This window comes from Flavobacterium silvaticum, assembly GCF_012911565.1.
GTDB lineage: Bacteria > Bacteroidota > Bacteroidia > Flavobacteriales > Flavobacteriaceae > Flavobacterium > Flavobacterium silvaticum.
In genome coordinates this window covers 175,729-192,116 of the sequence record NZ_JAAMPU010000101.1, presented here as the reverse complement: position 1 = coordinate 192,116, position 16,388 = coordinate 175,729, and the positions used below count along the sequence as shown (strand labels likewise).

Annotated in this window: 14 protein-coding genes and 1 tRNA gene; 4 read left to right on the top strand and 11 right to left on the bottom strand. The window is 45.5% G+C overall.

Going from position 1 to position 16,388, the window contains the following annotated elements:
- A partial coding sequence (locus G6047_RS06140; RefSeq protein ID WP_169526601.1) for a MopE-related protein occupies window positions 1-1,632 on the top strand: 1,632 nt, incomplete at its 5' end.
- Window positions 1,633-1,809: 177 nt separating this feature from the next.
- Here the strand turns inward: G6047_RS06140 and der are convergent.
- From der to G6047_RS06110, 6 genes are all read right to left on the bottom strand, one after another.
- Window positions 1,810-3,120, bottom strand: coding sequence for a ribosome biogenesis GTPase Der (gene der, locus G6047_RS06135; protein ID WP_169526600.1), 1,311 nt, complete (start codon window positions 3,118-3,120; stop codon window positions 1,810-1,812).
- A 212-nt stretch (window positions 3,121-3,332) separates the two neighbouring features.
- Window positions 3,333-4,217 (bottom strand): GTPase Era, encoded by an 885-nt coding sequence (era, locus tag G6047_RS06130; RefSeq protein ID WP_169526599.1) that lies wholly within the window; start codon window positions 4,215-4,217, stop codon window positions 3,333-3,335.
- 61 nt (window positions 4,218-4,278) lie between these two features.
- Window positions 4,279-4,641 carry a hypothetical protein gene (locus G6047_RS06125; RefSeq protein ID WP_169526598.1) on the bottom strand — a complete coding sequence of 121 codons (363 nt, stop codon included), beginning with the start codon at window positions 4,639-4,641 and terminating at the stop codon, window positions 4,279-4,281.
- A 103-nt stretch (window positions 4,642-4,744) separates the two neighbouring features.
- Entirely contained in the window at window positions 4,745-5,197 is a 453-nt protein-coding gene (locus G6047_RS06120; RefSeq protein WP_169526597.1) for a KTSC domain-containing protein, read from the bottom strand.
- Window positions 5,198-5,248: 51 nt separating this feature from the next.
- Window positions 5,249-5,321 (bottom strand) — tRNA-Met (locus G6047_RS06115).
- A 70-nt stretch (window positions 5,322-5,391) separates the two neighbouring features.
- Window positions 5,392-5,565, bottom strand: coding sequence for a hypothetical protein (locus G6047_RS06110; RefSeq protein WP_169526596.1), 174 nt, complete (start codon window positions 5,563-5,565; stop codon window positions 5,392-5,394).
- A 128-nt stretch (window positions 5,566-5,693) separates the two neighbouring features.
- On the opposite strand from G6047_RS06110, the gene G6047_RS06105 reads away from it, so the two are divergent.
- Window positions 5,694-6,545, top strand: coding sequence for a mechanosensitive ion channel family protein (locus G6047_RS06105; RefSeq protein ID WP_169526595.1), 852 nt, complete (start codon window positions 5,694-5,696; stop codon window positions 6,543-6,545).
- 49 nt (window positions 6,546-6,594) lie between these two features.
- Here the strand turns inward: G6047_RS06105 and G6047_RS06100 are convergent, their stop codons facing one another.
- The 3 genes from G6047_RS06100 to G6047_RS06090 all read right to left on the bottom strand — a co-directional run bounded on the left by G6047_RS06100 (window position 6,595) and on the right by G6047_RS06090 (window position 8,142).
- A complete protein-coding gene (locus G6047_RS06100; protein WP_169526594.1) occupies window positions 6,595-7,011 on the bottom strand; it encodes a hypothetical protein in 417 nt (138 codons plus the stop codon).
- Window positions 7,012-7,259: 248 nt separating this feature from the next.
- Window positions 7,260-7,763, bottom strand: a complete 504-nt coding sequence (locus tag G6047_RS06095; protein WP_169526593.1) for a pyridoxamine 5'-phosphate oxidase family protein — start codon at window positions 7,761-7,763, stop codon at window positions 7,260-7,262.
- Between the two features lie 10 nt (window positions 7,764-7,773).
- Window positions 7,774-8,142 (bottom strand): SpoIIAA family protein, encoded by a 369-nt coding sequence (locus G6047_RS06090; RefSeq protein ID WP_169526592.1) that lies wholly within the window; start codon window positions 8,140-8,142, stop codon window positions 7,774-7,776.
- A gap of 109 nt (window positions 8,143-8,251) precedes the next feature.
- Between G6047_RS06090 and G6047_RS06085 the strand changes: the two genes are divergently transcribed.
- A complete protein-coding gene (locus G6047_RS06085; protein ID WP_169526591.1) occupies window positions 8,252-9,115 on the top strand; it encodes an SdiA-regulated/phytase-like domain-containing protein in 864 nt (287 codons plus the stop codon).
- Here the strand turns inward: G6047_RS06085 and G6047_RS06080 are convergent.
- The gene (locus G6047_RS06080; protein WP_169526590.1) at window positions 9,086-12,814 is read right to left on the bottom strand and encodes a metallophosphoesterase; all 3,729 of its coding nucleotides are present in this window, start codon (window positions 12,812-12,814) and stop codon (window positions 9,086-9,088) included. The two genes, G6047_RS06085 and G6047_RS06080, sit on opposite strands and share 30 nt — an antisense overlap.
- A 22-nt stretch (window positions 12,815-12,836) precedes the next feature.
- On the opposite strand from G6047_RS06080, the gene G6047_RS06075 reads away from it, so the two are divergent.
- Window positions 12,837-14,003: a Pycsar system effector family protein gene (locus G6047_RS06075; protein ID WP_169526589.1), complete on the top strand. Its 1,167-nt coding sequence runs from the start codon at window positions 12,837-12,839 to the stop codon at window positions 14,001-14,003.
- Here the strand turns inward: G6047_RS06075 and G6047_RS06070 are convergent.
- The gene (locus G6047_RS06070; RefSeq protein WP_169526588.1) at window positions 14,000-16,363 is read right to left on the bottom strand and encodes a GAF domain-containing protein; all 2,364 of its coding nucleotides are present in this window, start codon (window positions 16,361-16,363) and stop codon (window positions 14,000-14,002) included. The two genes, G6047_RS06075 and G6047_RS06070, sit on opposite strands and share 4 nt — an antisense overlap.
- Window positions 16,364-16,388 lie beyond the last annotated feature (25 nt).

Genomic DNA, 16,388 nt, shown 5'->3' with positions numbered 1-16,388 from the left:
GGTTTCGGATCGACGACACAACAAACCGTCTGTACTGCAAATCCGAATGTCGCACCGGCCGGATTTTCTTTGGACAATACCGATTGTGACGATACGAATGCGGCGAACCACGAAGGTTATCCGTTCTATGTCGATGCTGATGACGACGGTTTCGGATCGATGACACAGCAAACCGTTTGTACTGCAAACCCGAATGTCGCGCCGACCGGATTCTCTTTGAATAATACCGATTGTGACGATACGAATGCCAACAACACCGTCGGTTTCTACTTTTTTGTAGATTCAGACGGAGATGGATTTGGGTCAACGGCTTCAGAACTGGTATGTACGGCAAACCAAAACGCAGCTCCTGCGGGCTATTCGCTGAACAGTAGCGACTGCAATGATTTGGATGCATCGGTCAATCCGGGTGTTCCGGAAATCCTGTACAACGGAATCGACGACAACTGCAGCGGACAATTGGATGAAGGTTTCCAGATCCTGTCCAATGTGATAGCATCCCAATGCGGGACTACATTGGCAGCCATTAATACATTGATTGTTGTGGAAACCAAACCGAATGCGACCGCCTATCGTTTCAAAGTGATCGATACGGTTGCCATGACCGAACAGCTTCTGGAAAAAACAGTCCCCTATTTTACGATGACGCAAATTCCGGGGTTCAATTATTCGACCACGTACAGCATTTCGGTCGAAATCAAGCGCAACAACACCTGGCTCGGCTATTACGGCCCGGCGTGTAATGTGTCCACGCCAAACGTCCTGCAACCCGGAGGTGCGGCCCAGATTCTTCCGAGTATCTGCGGGACGACGCTTGCGACGATCAATTCGCCTATCGTGACGACGAGCTTGAACGGGGTCAGCGCCTATAAATTCCGTGTGGAAAACCTTACCGATACTTCGGCTCCGATAGAAGAAATAGAACGCGCCGGAAATTATTTTACGTTACCGATGCTGGTTCATTACAGATATGGAACCGCGTATTCTATTTCGGTAGCTTTGAAAACAAACGGAAGCTATTCGGCTTATGGTTCAGCTTGTACGGTCAACAGTCCGGCCGTTCCTTCTATTGCGAATTGCGGGACGACGATTACATCTTCATCGGCAAATATCACCACCACGAGCCTGAACAAAGTGACTTCGTATAAGTTCGAGTTGTCTCAACTCAATGCGCTGAACCAGGTTGTTCTGGTCACCGAAGTCACACGCACCGGAAACTATTTTAAATTCTCAATGGTTCCCGGATTCGTTCCGGGCGCGAATTACGGCGTTCGCGTAAGCTTGCAGACAGCAGGCGAATGGTCTCCTTACGGCCTTTCGTGTACTATCCAGGCTCCGGCACAGGCAAGGACGAATACCGAAATAATTTCTTCTGAATCTTTGATTACATTTTCAGCCATTGCTTTCCCAAGCCCGTATAGCGAAAGTTTCTCGCTGAACCTGGAAACAGCATCTGAAGAAAAAGTCACAATCCGTATTTATGACATGAACGGCCGATTGCTTGAAGACAACAGTTTTGACACAAGCCAGGTCGAGCTGCAGCATTTCGGTGAAAAATATCCGAGCGGTGTGTACAGCATTGTATTGATGCAAGGCGAAAACCTCAAAACACTACGGGTTATAAAACGATAAAGTTAAGTTGGGAAAGGGCCTCGTTTGTAACGGGGCTTTTTTGCTTTTTATAATGTCACGGAATCTTGTGGCATCTAAAGGTGTGGATTTTTATTTCTCCACAGTTCTAATCTCCACAATGCTACTGCAATCGGGGTAGCCAACAAAAAAGCCTCCTGGTTGAGGAGGCTTTGAATGTTATTTTTCGCGGATGTAAATATCAATAGGAACGCCCGAAAAATCCCAGTTCTCACGGATTTTGTTTTCGAGGAAACGCTTATACGGCTCCTTGACATACTGCGGCAGGTTGGCAAAAAAGACAAACTGCGGCATAGGTGTAGGCAATTGCATGCAATATTTGATCTTGACGTATTTACCTTTAAGTGCCGGCGGCGGCATATGTTCGATGATCTTGAGCATATAATCATTGAACTTTGATGTCGGGATGCGTTGTTTGCGGCTTTCAAAAACCTGGACGGCGGTTTCGAGCGCTTTGAGTAACCGTTGTTTGGTCAGTGCAGATACGAACAAAATTGGCACATCTGTAAACGGTTCGAGCTCACGGCGAATCTTGGCTTCGTAATCGCGTGTTGACATCGTGTCTTTTTCGACGAGATCCCATTTGTTTACGAGGATCACAACCCCTTTGCGGTTTTTTTCGGCGAGCCAGAAAATACTCTGGTCCTGGCCTTCGAAACCGCGGGTCGCATCTATGATCAGGATACAGACATCTGAATTTTCAATGGCACGTACCGAACGCATCACCGAATAGAATTCCAGGTCTTCCTTGACTTTTGCCTTACGACGGATTCCGGCCGTATCGACGAGGTTGAATTCAAAACCGAAACGGTTGAATTTGGTATCGATGGCATCGCGCGTGGTTCCGGCGATATCGGTGACTATGTATCTGTCTTCTCCAATCAAGGCGTTGATGAAGCTCGATTTTCCGGCATTCGGCCGACCGACTACGGCAAAACGCGGCAGTTCGACTTCTTCCTGTGTCGGTTCCGGTTTTTCCGGGAACGCGTCGATCAATGCATCGAGCAATTCGCCGGTTCCGCTTCCGGATGTACTCGCGAACGTGATGTATTCGCCAAGGCCGAGGTTATAGAATTCGATGGCGTCTTTTTCGCGCATGGCGTTATCTACTTTATTGACGCCGAGCAACACCGGTTTGGTGACTTTTCGGAGTAATTTGGCGACTTCTTCATCCATTGGCGTGATGCCTTCTTCCACATCTACGATGAACAGGATTACGTCGGCTTCATCAATGGCGAGTTCGACTTGTTTTCGGATTTCTCCTTCAAACACATCATCGGAACCTCTTACGTAACCGCCGGTATCGATGACCGAAAATTCCTTGCCGTTCCATTCGCTTTTTCCGTAATTACGGTCGCGGGTTACGCCGGCAACCGAATCGACGATGGCTTCGCGTCTTTGGATCATGCGGTTGAAAAGTGTCGATTTCCCTACGTTTGGCCTACCAACGATGGCAACGATATTGTTCATGTTCAAGTAATTTTATTTTCGTGCAGTGCGGCCAGTTTTAGCCTCAGGCGGCGCAAAGGTACGGTTTAGAGATTTGGCAGCATAATAATCCTGGAATTTACCTATCATGATGCTCTTTTTTAGTATCTTAGATGCAATCTAAAACCGGTTTAACCGGCAGGTTTTTAGATAAAAGTGCAGTTTTTAGAACGACCTCCTTTACGGGAGGTTTTTTATTCTTTGTTGTTGTATCCGAAACGTTTGAGTTGACGATCGTTGGAACGCCAGTCCTTATTAACCTTGACGTAGGTTTCCAGATAGATTTGCTTGCCGAAGAATTTCTCGAGTTCAGCACGGGCTTCCACCCCGACTCTTTTCAATGCTTCTCCTTTGTGGCCAATGATGATGCCTTTTTGGGTATCGCGTTCCACCATGATCAAAGACCGGATGCGGATGATGTTTTCATCTTCCACGAATTCCTCGGTCTCGACTTCTACCGAATATGGGATTTCCTTTTTGTAGTGCAGCAGTATTTTTTCGCGGATGATTTCGTTGACAAAGAAACGCTCCGGTTTGTCTGTCAGCGCATCTTTCGGATAATAGGCAGGCGATTCGGGAAGCAGTTCCAGAATGCGGGCAAAAACTTCTTTTACCTGAAAATTCTCAAGTGCAGATATTGGAAAAATCTCGGCATTAGGGACTTGCTCTTTCCAAAACGACACTGCTTCTTCGAGCTTTTCCTGATCAGAGGTATCGATTTTATTAAGCAGCAGCAAAACAGGGATTTTGGCGTGGATGATTTTATTGAAGAAAGCCTCGTCCTTTAACGCCTGTTCACCAACCTCAACCATATAAATCAGGATGTCGGCATCTTCAAAAGCCGATTTGACGAACTGCATCATGGCGGCTTGCATTTCGTAAGCTGGTTTGATGATTCCGGGCGTATCTGAAAACAACACCTGAAAATCGTCTCCATTGACAATGCCAAGAATCCGATGGCGTGTAGTCTGGGCTTTTGAGGTGATGATCGAAAGTCGTTCGCCCACAAAAGCATTCATAAGCGTAGACTTACCTACGTTTGGATTCCCGATGATATTGACGAAGCCTGCTTTGTGCATGGTGTATTTTTTTGCAAAGATAGGCTTTGTATTTTAATGGCTTTGCGTCAGGCAGGCCGGACTATTTTGATTTATACCGCACCAGTGTCATCTCAGGTTTATTCTGGCTGATATTTTTAACGACCATCGAATCGGCTTCGAGACGGATCAGGCTGAATAGCTTTTCTTCGCCGAACATTTTCATTGTCATCTTCCCTTCGGATTTTTTGAGGCTGTAGGTTCCTGACAAAGACCCCATAACGGCACCGTTCTGGCCTTGCCTCATTTCAATGGTCGCGGTGCTGTCCGAATTGAACGTAAAAACGCCCTCATACCCATTTTTTTCCAGCGCTTTCTGGGTCCATGTTCCCAATATCAGATTATAATTGAGTTGGGAATCAGACTTCATTGCCAATAGCAAAAGTGTTGTAAAGATGTACTTCATGGTTGTAGTTTTGGATTGGAACCGGAACCATAAAAAAAGCCTCCGGTATGGAAGCTTCTAATTTCGAAAATTTTTATCAATTCAGCGTTTTCCGATAGTTAAATCATTCCGCTGAAACAATCTTGCTCGCACTTCTGTACAGATAGGTGCCGTAAATGTGGCGTCTGGCGAAACGCGCAGGGGAATCGGCGTTGATCATTTTCTGGTAAATGACTTTAGGAACGCCGAAATATTCGTAGTTGCTACCGTCGGCGAAACTGATGTAGAGCGCCTGGTTTTCCATGTAAAAATCGAGGATTGCACAAGTGGAAGTCGTCTTCACATATTCCTCTTTGTTCTTAGCCGTCGTTTCCGGGTTGATGCTGACAAGAAAGTGGTAGGCTTCTATGATAGATTTACTTTTTTCTTCAGCGGCATGACGTTCATCGGCATCGGCAATCGTATCCGGATGGATATCTTTCATGCTGTTGCGATAGATGGTCTTGAGCTCTTTTAAAGTGGCTTCTTTGGTGACTCCGAGCAAGGTTCTGTACTCGCCGATTTTCTTCGTGTTCATCTTTTTCTTAGCTAATAAAAAAGCCACTCATTTCTGAATGGCTTTCGGTAGTAGCGGGAACAGGACTCGAACCTGTGACCTTCGGGTTATGAGCCCGACGAGCTGCCTACTGCTCTATCCCGCGCTGTTTCGGGTGCAAATATACAAAGATTTGCATTCCTCGCAAGGAAAAATCTTTATAATTTGTTTTTGTCTTACCACAGATAGCGGTTCATGGAATCTCCGTCGTCAAAAAAATCCGGATATTGGCTGGGATCAGCTACTTGCATCTCATCTGTCACTTCTTCAAAATAATTCATGGCAGACGGCAGTGTAATGAATGTTTCTTGTTGGTTTTTCTCGGCAGTTTTCTTTTTTGAAGTTCCCATGATTTCTCATTTTTGGATGTACTCAAATTTCGGGGATGTGGCTGCAAAAAGATTTACAGAATTAGTATCTTGGATTGCATAATTCCAAAATTTCAACCAGCTAATTGTCAGCTGAAAACACCTTTACAATGCTTCATAATTTTGTCTCGGACCTTATCGAACACCTCAAAAACTACTACACAGACTTGGTAGACCTCACGCCAAAGATCATTATGGCGGTCGTGGTTTTTATGATCAGTTGGTTTATCGCGGGAAGAATCCAGGTATTTTCGGGCAACAGGCTCAGGGGTAAAATGCACGATCCGTTACTCGCGAATTTCCTGTCGCGTTTGTTCCGCGCCATTTTCATGGTGATTGCTTTTCTGGTTGTCCTCAATATTATCGGGCTTAAGGATTTTGCGACATCATTGGCCGCAGGCGCAGGAATTTCTGCTTTCGTCGTCGGTTTTGCATTAAAGGACATTGGAGAAAATTTCCTCGCCGGAATCCTTTTAGCATTCAAAAGACCATTCGCGATTGGCGAAATCATTGAATCGGGCGGAATAAAAGGAACGGTTGTCGAATTGAATCTGCGCGACACCCAGGTTCGGTCTGCCGGAAAAAACATTTACATCCCAAATGCACTTCTCGTCAAGAATGTCCTCATCAATTACAGCCAGGAGAATTACCTGTATCAGGATTTACAGGTCAATATAGATACGTCTGCAAAAATCGACCTTGCCATTTCGACTGTCCTTGATGTGCTCAAATCTACAAACGGCATCTTAAAGGATAAAGGGCGTAATATCAGTGCTCAGGCAAGTGCTATTTCAGGCAACGGCGTGACTATTTCGATCAGTTATTGGATCCGTACCGATTCCAGTCCGTCCGATTCCGAAATCAAATCGAATGTGATTTTAAAAATCATGGATTCGTTCCAGCAGCAATCCATTCCATTGCCGACGAATACGGTCGAAATCAAACAATCGCCCTTATCCTAAATAAAAAAGCCAGAACGAAATTCTGGCTTTGATCACATCGATAAGCTCCTTACACTTCATCGGTTGTGTTGGTATCTATGTCTTCATCCGAAGAGATAGACTGTGACTGATCTTCATCGAGGTCGATATTGTCGCGAAGGATATATTCGTCCTGGTTGAACGCTTCGGAATTCCGGCTGTTCCTGTTGTTATTATCCCATTCATCTGAAAGCTGGCCGTGCTGGCGGTATTCCATATTGTCCGGATTCAATGCCATGGGATCTGACTCCTGGGTAAACCGAACGCCTTCCTGTTCAAGGGCCAGGTATTTATCCGGAGAGGAATAGTCGAGGTCTTCACCTGCCTCGGCATCCTGTTCGGCTCTTACGCTTTTGGATGGCAGAATAGTTCCTGCAGCTTCCTGGCTTGACAGGTTATCGCTTTCGAGATTGTTCAGGTCGTTGTTATAATCTTTGTTAGGTATCATGATTAGAAAACTATTAAGTTATTGATGTTGTTTTTCTGTAGCAGATGACTGTTGGTTTTCAGTAGGTTCAAAAGACACAATTTGCTCCCGAGTTCTTCCTGCTTTTTTATGATGCTGACAATTTTTCTTCTGGTTTTAAAAGATAAAGTTGTTTCCATGATTTCCGCAATTGAAAGTGGGCTTTAAAGTTATGCCCGAAATCCGTCGGAAGCTTTACAGTACTTGTATGTCAGGTTACACTATTCGCATCAAACACGTAATGTTCCTTCTCGCCCTACATCACTTCTGATACCTGTTATGGCAGATGCGGCTATCTTTAACAATGTGACGATTTTACCGTTTTGCGTATCCCAATAATAGGCATCCAACGGGGTCACTTTTATTACCGTTACGTCCGGATCGTTTTTACCTTCTTCAAACCACGCCTTCGCAATAGGTGTCCACAACGCTTCGATTATGGCTTTTTCGCGATAGATTTCCGCATCTCCGTAAACCGACAGGTATTCGTTATCGGATGCTTTTGAAAAGAACAATTGCACCCGGCTGTCCTGTCCAATTTCAAAATTCTTATTGCTGGTACGTGAGGATATGAACCACAGATTTCCTGAATCATCCACTTGCTGAACTCCCATCGGACGGGTTGAAATGGGTTGGTGATCGAGGTTCGTGCAAAAGAAGCACGTCTTGATATCTTCTGCGAGGCTTTTGATTTTATCCGAAGCTTTATCGCTGCTCAAATTCTTTGTTGACATAATTGTAGTTTTAAATTGTTTTTTCAGCTGTCCAGTTAATCGCGTACGCCAGTTCCGTTTTTGGAAATCCACGGAATTCCCCGGGCATGATGTGACTGAATAAATCAGTGAATTTCTGGATGTTCTCCGAATCGGTGACAATCGCCGCCCGATTCCATTTCGTAATATGTTTCAATCCGAGCAACATATCCTGAAGCCAGGCACCTGCAGTAAAATTGGAAATATCGGTATCGAGTTCAAGCAGGTAATTGAGCTTCCCGGTTTTTTCGACTATTTCAGAAACTTCATCCTGCACCAGCTCAAAATCACGCTCGTCTACTTTTCCGCTGGCTTTGAAAGCCACCATATTGGCCGGTACATCTTTAAGTTGTTCTATCATGGTTTGTGATCTTTAGAATCCTAAAGTTAAGTCTGGAGTATTCCTAAAATGTCTTATAATGAACTTAAATCGTTATAGGATTCACACCGCGATTGTTTATTTTTAAAAGATGAAAAGAAAAATCCTTCCGCTGTTTGCCGTCCTCGCTGCCTGTTTCCAACCAAACAGCCCGCTTGAAACCATTGGCATCTTACCCAAAGAACTGTCTGAAAATTCAGCCGCCGAAATGATCGGCACAACGTTGTGGACAGTCCAGGATCACGGAAATTCCGAAGAGATTTTTGCCCTTGACCTCGACGGAAAAATCGAGAAACGCATTAAAATCAAAGGTGTCAAAAACAACGATTGGGAAGAATTGGGTTCAGACAAAAACGGGAATCTCTACATTGGAGATATGGGCAACAACGACAATACACGCAGGGATTTGGCCATTTACAAAATCGATGCGGCGGGTTTGCGAAAGGAATCGGCTTCGATTTCCCAGAAAACATCGTTTTACTATCCGGAACAGAAGTCTTTTCCGCCAAAAAAGTCGGAACTGTTCTATGACTGCGAAGCTTTTTTCGAGCACGACGGAAATTTCTATCTGTTCACCAAAAACCGGAGCAAAGGTTTTGACGGAACCACATTCCTATACAAAGTACCAAATCAACCCGGAAATTTCGCAGCAAAAAAAACAGGGGAATTCAAAACCTGTGGAAATTTCCACGGATGTGCCGTCACCGCTGCCGATATAAGCCCCGATGGTAAAAAAGTATTGCTGCTGACCGCCGATAAAATCTTCTTGTTCTCCGGATTTCCAGGTGACGATTTTCTCAACGGAAACGTGCGTCAGATTGATTTGAAAGCCGTCTCGCAAAAAGAAGGCGCGGGTTTTTTAGATGACCATACCATCATCATTTCTGAAGAAGGATCAAAAAAAACCAAGCTATATAAACTGTCATTAGAATCCGAATCCGACACCGACGAATAAGCGTCCGCCGTCACCCGATTGGAAATAGGAAACACGGCCTGTGACCAGGTTCAATGCGCTCACCCAAAGCCCCATCCCCGCAGAAGAATGCCATTTGTCACTTTGTTCTCCTGACAGCCATACGCGTCCGTAATCAAATCCGGCCAGGACGCCGATATTCAACGGAGCCACAGGTGTCTTCCATTTGTACATGTTCCAGCGTAAATCTGTGGTGTGGTAAAAAGACGAACGGCCTGCAAAACGCTGGTTCCTGTATCCGCGCAAATCGGCATCGCCCCCGACAGTCGCGGCCTGATAGAATTCATAGGTATTTTCAAAAAGCATCTTTCCCTTGACCATAGAGGCAAGCACGAAACGCCCAGAAGGAGACAGTTTGTAGGTCATGCCGAAAGCGCTTTCGGCATAGGGATAACTGCGATGACCGTCCTGCAATGCGATTTTGTATCCGCCTTTTGCGTAAAACAGCATTCCCGCCGTCGGGAAACCAGCATTATCGTAATTTTCGAAACGGTATTCCGCATTGAAATCTGCAAAATCCTTGTACTCAAAAAATTCCGGACTGAGTTGGTACTCATCTCCAATGAACCGGTCGTCCCGCCTGGCTACTGCAAAACGTTCATAAGCCGCCTGGAACGTGGCCGATGCACCTTGCTCGCCTTTCCACTGAAGTGTGGGTGCCGCCGATAGGGAACGTATTTTGACCCGGTTGTAATTCATGCCGCGGTCGTCGTCATAATTTGGTGTCTCGTTTCCGAACCCAAAGAAATTCTGGGCAAAATTCGCACTGGTGAACCGGCCTTTGACCTGGAAGTTCCAATTGCCCAGAGCATTCGGGAAAATCCCGTTGTATAACAGTTCATATCCACTTGTGGCGAAATAATAATAGCCGCCTATCGAATGCCGTTGTGAATACGGGTTCCTCTTAAACCCGTTCACCGTGTAGTTTACAAAAGCACCAATCTTCACCCCGTCGTCCGGATTGAAACCCATAAGCGGATAGCCCGCGAATACATTGTATTTGGGCTTTTTGTAATCGTATGTGTTGAGGACATAGTCATCGGTAATGGTCTTGGAAGCAGATCCTGCCTTGGAATAATCGTTATCCTTTGATTTGAAATCATAGATATGGATGTTCCTTCCGTTTTCACACACATACTCATCTTTATCCGGCCCACCGAGCAAACGGATTTCCATTTTGTTGCCGCGTCCTTTGACTTCGAACTTGTCTTCGCCTCCAAGCCCGTAAATCCAGATTTCCTTGGTTTCTTTGGTCGTGTATGTCCTGTCGAGTGCCTTTTGTTCGGAACCGTCTTTTGACATCACGTAATATTCCACTTTGGTTTCCCTTGAAGTACGTGTGACGACAATATGATCCGGCTTTTCGGAACCTGGTATCATAACCGTTTTCAGCAACACTTTATAATACTGTCGGGCATATTTTTCAAGGTCTTTCCGTCGCGATTTGAGTTGCGATTTGATAGTTGCAATGGTTTGGTCGCGTACTTCGGACGGAATCACGTTGAACGACTTCTCGATTTCGTCATCCGATAAATTTTCGGTGATGTAATTCGCCTGTTTGGCCCAGTCCGATTCTGTCGCATCGGGCAATACGGCAAGATCAAGATTATAAGCCGACCTGTTGAACCATTTGACGTTCTTGATTTCATCCTTGTATTTCTTCATGTGGCGGATTGCCGGGATATTCATCAGGATGGAAAGCAAAGCCCCGTCGATTTTGGTGAATGCCTGGTCGCGGTCGCGCGGAATGGGTTTGTAGATGATTTTACCTTTTTCTTTGTGTTCCGCCCATCGCCATTGATCGCTGTGCCTGTCCCAATCGCCAATCAGCATATCGAAAAGACGCGCACGGATGTAGGCTTCCTTATCGACACTGTACTTTGGATTGTCGCGTAGATTCGCAAGCATGTCATTGGTGCTGATAATGTCATCTGGCTTTCCGAAACTCGCCAAATCCTTGAATTTATCCATCGGACGTTCTTCCACCAGATACAGTTCGTCCCCGTAATCTTCATTATAGAGCTCAAGCGTATTTTGTTTGGGGATATAGAAAAGCTTGGGATTTGTATGGTTCACACCCACATAACCGGCAAGGTTGGCCACCGCAAAAGGCGTATACGGATGGGCCGTGGTGTAGAAATCCATAAGGAACGTTTCGGTATACGTGTTCTGGAAATCCTTTTCGACCGATAAATCCTTGAATGCCGCAGCCTGAAGGAACCGTGTTGCACTTTTCCGAAGCGACCGCATGCTGTATTCACGTCCTTTGGCATCTGTCAGGCGTAATGATTTGGACTGATTGCCGCCCCCGGCCTGAATCGGTTTCACACCACCAAAAAGCGTGTCGAGCGAAACCTGGGGCACGTTTACATTCATGCTGTAATACTTGCGGTAGTGCTTTCCCCAAAAGAAACGATAGATGCCGCTGCGCTGGGTCATTTTGAGGGTATAGACAGATGTATCTTTGGTTGCGGCAAACGTATCCGGATATTTTTTAAGCGTAGGTTGCGGGCGTTCGAAAACGGGCTGGGCAGAAAAAAGAATCTTGTCTTTTTGATTGGAATCAGGCGAAAAATAAGAGATTCCTGCCGCCCCGTTCTTAAGAACTTTGAGCACTGCAAAACCGTTTGAACCGCTGGAAAAATCCTTCGGGCCCGTAACCCGCGCCGGTTCAGATTTGGATCCGGAACCGCTCACGACCTGTTTGATGCCGTCCTTTTCGATATACTGTAAATTGTGTTCGTGACCCGAAACAACGATTATATTTTCATGCCCTTGTATAGAAATCTTGAAGCGCTTGATGAATGCGTTGTATTTTTTGTTCTGCAGATCCTCAGGGCTGACTCCCGAAGTTTTACGCATCAGGTTCATGATGGTCGCGATTCCCGGAAGCGGGACATTGTACCTGAGTGGATACAGATGCTTTTTGGGAGAAAAATAACCACCGTGTGGCCCATACGTAAACAACGGATGGTGCATGGCTATGATTAGTGTCTGGTTCTGGTAATCGTTGATTTTGTTTTCGAGTTCGGCCCAGAACATATCGCGGGTCTTGATGTCGCAATCGGCGTTAATGGCAGGATGGTCATCCCAATCCTGGAGGAACCATTCAGTGTCTATGACAATTACGGCCGTCTGCTCATTGATCTTGAAATCGGTGATGCCACAACCTTTGCGCGGCAGGAAACCTTTTTTACCGAGCACATCGACTACGGCTTTTTCTTCTGCATTTAAACCGGCAAGCTCATGGTACCAATCGTGGTTTCCGGGAATGAAAAAGGATTTCCCTTTGAAATCTTTGGCTAAATCGGTCTGGATTTTCAATCGTCTTACCGCAGATTCGTAGTCCTTATCTCCGGGTTTCGGCATTCCGAGCGGATAGATATTGTCACCTAAAAAAATCAGTGTCGAAGTGGAATCGGCTGCGTTGAGTTTATCTTTCAAAAGCGAGAAAACGGCAGGTTCTTGTGGCTGATCCCAATTTCCGGCATCGCCAATCAAATAAAAAGAATGGGAAACCGTTGAAGCATTGTTGAAATCATCTTTTATTTCACCCGGCTTTTTTCCGTATTGAGGACTGATACTGGCGCATGACTCCAATAACATTCCGATACAAAGAAATACCCAGAACAACCAGCTCCTATTTTTTACGGAAGCCGGACAAAGCCGAAATAATTTCATAATTTGGTGTAAAATTGCTGCAATGGATTTAATTGAAAAGGCCGAAATTTATGTGACGAATTTATTCAAAGATAAGTTATCGCCCTTATATACTTACCACAATATTCATCACACCCAGCAAGTAGCGGCTTATACCAGCCTGTTGGCCAAAGAGCAAGCCGCTTCTCCGGAAACAACTGAAGCACTGATGCTTGCAGCTTGGTTCCATGACAGTGGGTATATCATTGGAATCGAAGACCATGAACTGAAGAGCGTGGAAATTTTCAAGGAATTTGCACAGGCGAATCAAATAGACGAGATTTTGGTTTCTGAAACGGAGAAATTGATCCTGTCGACAGATCTGCGCAAGACACCAAAAACAGAAGCCGAACGCATTATCCGCGATGCAGATTGCGCCCATTTTGGCTCTACGGATTACGCCGATATTTCAAAGCAATTGCGAACGGAATGGGAAAACACCCAAAACAAGGAACTGACAGACCAGCAATGGCTTGAAGGCAACAAACTGGCGTTTACCACATGGCATGTTTTCCATACCGGATACGCACAGAAAAACTGGCTCACCCAGAAAGAAAGGAATCTGGAAGAAATCAACAAAAAACTTAAAGACATGGCCGAAGAGGATAAAGCCGACAAGAAAAAAGACAAGAAAAAAAGCAAAGCCGATCGCGGGGTGGAAACCTTATTCCGCGTGACGCTGAACAATCATACGCAACTGAGCCAGATTGCAGATAGTAAGGCAAACATACTGCTATCTGTAAACGCCATTATCATCTCGATTTCGCTTTCCACACTGATCCCAAAACTGGACAGTCCGGGAAATGCGCATTTGGTGATGCCGACGTTCCTCATGGTCTTGTTCAGTGTGGTCTCGATCATTTTTGCCATATTGTCGACGCGTCCAAAAGTGCATCGGTACAAATACGACAGGAAAGACATTGAAAAACGATCGGTGAATTTGTTGTTCTTCGGCAACTTCAACGAAATCCCAATGAAGGAATATATATCAGCCATGGAAGAGATGCTCGAAGATGCCGACTATCTGCATCAGGCCCTCATCAAAGATTTGTATCTGCTTGGCAAAGTCCTCGATCGCAAATACAAACTGCTGCGGATCACTTACAACATTTTCATGATTGGGATAATTGTATCGGTAGCTTCATTTGTGCTTGCGTTTTACAATCTTTAATCCATCCCTAATTCACGGACAAGGTCATTATACGTGTATTGCACATCTGATTTATCATCGGAATAAAGCACTTCCACCCGCAGCGCACGCAAACCGGTGACACCTTGTAAATCCTGGACATCGAAAACTTCCACTCCAGTACCCAGCCTTCCTTTGTGCTGCAGCAATTTAATGTATCGGCGGTATTCGATCTCTTCCTGATCCTGGGAATAGACGATGACGATTTTTCCCGGTTGGGTGATACGCTCTTCGGTTCCTTTTATGGTGGCCTTGTCGATACGTTTTTTGACCACTTCATAACGCGCATTGTACGTTCCGTCCACATCAAACCTTTTTTCATCCATACGGAAACGGATCGCAATAGGCGAACTGAACAACAGAATCAGCGAAGTCACATCGAACTCATACGGCAACCCGGAACGCAATCTGGCATATTCCACTTCCAGATCGCACATGGCCTGAAGCTGCCACAACCTTAAATTTCCAAGATAAATAGGATTATAAGGTAATTGAGGAGCGATGGATGCCCCGATGTATAACGTATGCTCGACCCCATCGGTCTTGAAGCGTTCGTAATAATGCGGGAAAAATTCCTGGGCCGATTCTTCGTTTTTGTCAAGCAACGCCGCCATTTTTTTATTGACCAATGACAATGCCTGGTCAAAATCCTTTCGCACGCGATACACCATATTGACGGACGGATCGAGTTGTGAACGATACTCGTCGATACGTTTTTTGAGTTTACGGTCCGATTCGAAATGCTGGAGCAACGGATGGATTTCGCGCTGGATGAAATTCTGGATGTTGAGTTCCGAATCGGCACGCACCTTATCCTGTAGTAACGCCCGCATTTTCTCGAGTTCGTATTGCTGTTGTTCCACGAGCGGCAACGGATGGAAACGCAACAATTCAGAAAGCAGTTCCAAAATGATGTCAATTTGGACGGTGAGGTCTTTTGCCATGGCTTCGTTCCGGGCTTCGGACGAACCTTTGATGTCGATTTGCCCATAAAGCGGATACACGTCTTTGAAAATGATTTCGCGGAACGGCAAGTCTTCATTGCCCGGAATTGCATGCAGATCCGCTTCTTCACGGAACTTCCAGTAAACGCTCGGATGGATTGCGGTGTATTCTTTCTGGATCATCGCGTCGATTTTGTTCTGGCGTTCCGAATACATCCTGTCGAGCGTATCTGAAATAAACGGCAGCACGTAATCGAGTTTGTTGGCGTTGATCGAATTCAATTGTTTGGCTTTGAACGAAACGAGTTCGACAATCCCTAAAAGGCGTTCATTTTTGACGATAGGCGCAAACACGCAGCTTTCGATTCCCTGGGACAACAAATGATCTGTCAGGGCTTTTTCTTCGGGATGTTTTTCACCATAGGCACGCACGTCGGAAATGGCATAATACTTTTGGCTGTCGATAAGCGTATTGAACGATTTTCCGTTGAGTACATCGCCGCACGAAAGCGAATCCTTGCACGACATAAGATAGCTCGGCACCTTTTGGGCGAAATTGGCCTGGCGCATCCGGTTTCCGTCCGATATGAATTCGGTGAACCCGATCTTAAGATCGGGAACATTGAGTATAGAACGGAATGTCTGTTCCATCGATCCATCGCCTTCATGCTTCTTGCGGTTCAAAAGCAGGTTTTCCTTGAGCAGGGAAACGGCACTTTCGACAGTAGTATCATAAAGCGTCATAATTCCGAAACCACTTAGTTGCCACGTTTGGGGCGGGAATTTTTCGAGCCACATATCGAGGTTGTCGAAATTGTCCATAAGTACATCCACATCTTCCGGAGTTATCGGAATGGATTGACGCGTCGGGAAAATCTCAAGGAAATCGCCGTTGTAAAGAATGCGGTAATGGCGGTGCGCACCATCGGCGGTAGGGATATCGTAAAAAACGGGGAGCGCGAAATCAAGGTTGTATCCGTAAAAAAACTTGAGGATCATACAGCAGCTGAGCACGTAAAAATGATGCTCGTCCATATCGCGTATCCGGATGTCGAAATCTGTTCCGGCTTCCGAAAGGATGCGCTCGAAACGTTGGGTTTTATTGAATACGACCGTATTGAAAGGTATGGTAACTGCTTTGATCTCGTTGTTCGTGAGTGCCGTCGGAAACAAATCGGCTAACAAATGCCGGATAAGTTCTTCATTAGTATCCACGGTTTCTTTTGAAATGATTCCGCTGCGTAATTCGGGAACCTTATTCACTTCTGCCAACAAGCCTTTGGCGTAAAGTGCACGGTAATCTACATTCGATGCTGCAATCTCTTCAAGTGCTTCGATTACCTTGTGAAATGAAATTTGTATCTGGAACGGATTCCGGAAAGTCTGCTCAACAATCATATGCTGAATATTTTAATGGACCGAT

Coding starts and splice junctions, on each gene's coding strand:
- der (WP_169526600.1), bottom strand. CDS start 3,120: ATGAACAATATCGTTGCCATCGTTGGTAGGCCAAACGTAGGGAAATCG.
- era (WP_169526599.1), bottom strand. CDS start 4,217: ATGCACAAAGCAGGCTTCGTCAATATCATCGGGAATCCAAACGTAGGT.
- G6047_RS06125 (WP_169526598.1), bottom strand. CDS start 4,641: ATGAAGTACATCTTTACAACACTTTTGCTATTGGCAATGAAGTCTGAT.
- G6047_RS06120 (WP_169526597.1), bottom strand. CDS start 5,197: ATGAACACGAAGAAAATCGGCGAGTACAGAACCTTGCTCGGAGTCACC.
- G6047_RS06110 (WP_169526596.1), bottom strand. CDS start 5,565: ATGGGAACTTCAAAAAAGAAAACTGCCGAGAAAAACCAACAAGAAACA.
- G6047_RS06105 (WP_169526595.1), top strand. CDS start 5,694: ATGCTTCATAATTTTGTCTCGGACCTTATCGAACACCTCAAAAACTAC.
- G6047_RS06100 (WP_169526594.1), bottom strand. CDS start 7,011: ATGATACCTAACAAAGATTATAACAACGACCTGAACAATCTCGAAAGC.
- G6047_RS06095 (WP_169526593.1), bottom strand. CDS start 7,763: ATGTCAACAAAGAATTTGAGCAGCGATAAAGCTTCGGATAAAATCAAA.
- G6047_RS06090 (WP_169526592.1), bottom strand. CDS start 8,142: ATGATAGAACAACTTAAAGATGTACCGGCCAATATGGTGGCTTTCAAA.
- G6047_RS06085 (WP_169526591.1), top strand. CDS start 8,252: ATGAAAAGAAAAATCCTTCCGCTGTTTGCCGTCCTCGCTGCCTGTTTC.
- G6047_RS06080 (WP_169526590.1), bottom strand. CDS start 12,814: ATGAAATTATTTCGGCTTTGTCCGGCTTCCGTAAAAAATAGGAGCTGG.
- G6047_RS06075 (WP_169526589.1), top strand. CDS start 12,837: ATGGATTTAATTGAAAAGGCCGAAATTTATGTGACGAATTTATTCAAA.
- G6047_RS06070 (WP_169526588.1), bottom strand. CDS start 16,363: ATGATTGTTGAGCAGACTTTCCGGAATCCGTTCCAGATACAAATTTCA.